Source organism: Agromyces sp. NPDC055658 (assembly GCF_053618155.1).
Genome location: NZ_JBSHHD010000143.1, coordinates 1 through 1081, shown reverse-complemented (window position 1 = coordinate 1081; position 1081 = coordinate 1). Strand labels below are relative to the sequence as shown.

Genomic DNA, 1081 nt, shown 5'->3' with positions numbered 1-1081 from the left:
GTTGTGCAGGGTGACGGCCGCGTCGACGGCGCCGGAGGCGATCGGCGTCAACGTAGCGGCCAGCTCTATCTCCTGCTGCTGATAGCCCGGCGTCACCCCGGCGGTGTCGGGGAGCACCCACATCTGCACGAAATGCACGGGCTCACTGGAAGACCCGTTCTTCTCGGAATGCTGCACACCCGTTCCGGCCGACATCCGCTGGGCCAGGCCCGGGTAGATCACCCCGGAGTTGCCCATCGAATCCTTGTGCGCCAACTGGCCCGACAGCACCCACGTGACGATCTCCATGTCCCGGTGCGGGTGGGTGTCAAAGCCGGCGCCGGGCGCGACGATGTCGTCGTTGTTCACCAGCAACAACCCGTGGTGGGTGTTGGCCGGGTCGTAGTAGTCGGCGAATGAGAACGAGTGCCGCGACTGCAGCCAATCGGTCGTGCTCGCACCGCGGTCGTCCGCGCGTCGGATATCGACTCTGGACGTCCCGGAAGCCATGGCGTCAGCCTACCGACGGCCTTAGCTGACCAACCGGTGGATCGGGTAGGGCAGGGGCTTAGTGTGTTGGGCGTGGAACTCAACGGAGCAAGCGCCATCGTCACCGGTGGCGCATCAGGTATCGGCGCGGCGACTGCCCGCCAGTTGGCTGCCAAGGGAGCCCGCGTCGTCGTGGCTGACCTGCAGGCGGATAAGGGCGAGGCCCTCGCCCACGAGATCGGCGGTGTGTTCGTCACCGTCGACGTCACCAACACCGACCAGATCCTCGACGCGGTCAACACCGCCGCAGACCTCGGTCCGCTGCGGGCCCTGGTGAACTCGGCCGGTATCGGCTGGGCCCAGCGCACCATCGGCAAGGACGGCGAATTCGAGTCGGCGCACAACCTGGACGTCTACAAGAAGGTCCTGGCCATCAACCTGGTCGGCACCTTCGACTGCATCCGGCTGGCCGCCACCGCGATGAGCCGCAACGAGCTCACCGACACCGGCGAGCGCGGAGCGATCGTCAACATGACCAGCGTCGCGGCCTTCGACGGCCAGATCGGCCAGGCGGCCTACTCGTCGTCCAAGGGCGGTGTGGTCGGCCTGACCC

At 67.0% G+C, this 1081-nt stretch carries 2 protein-coding genes; one reads left to right on the top strand and one right to left on the bottom strand.

Annotated elements, in window-relative coordinates; translation table 11 throughout:
• The coding region (locus tag ACWGPE_RS19200) for a pirin family protein (RefSeq protein ID WP_452049347.1) at window positions 1-489 on the bottom strand (489 nt) is incomplete at its 3' end.
• Between the two features lie 72 nt (window positions 490-561).
• Between ACWGPE_RS19200 and ACWGPE_RS19195 the strand changes: the two genes are divergently transcribed.
• Window positions 562-1081: SDR family NAD(P)-dependent oxidoreductase (locus tag ACWGPE_RS19195; protein WP_452049346.1), on the top strand; the 520-nt coding region annotated here is incomplete at its 3' end.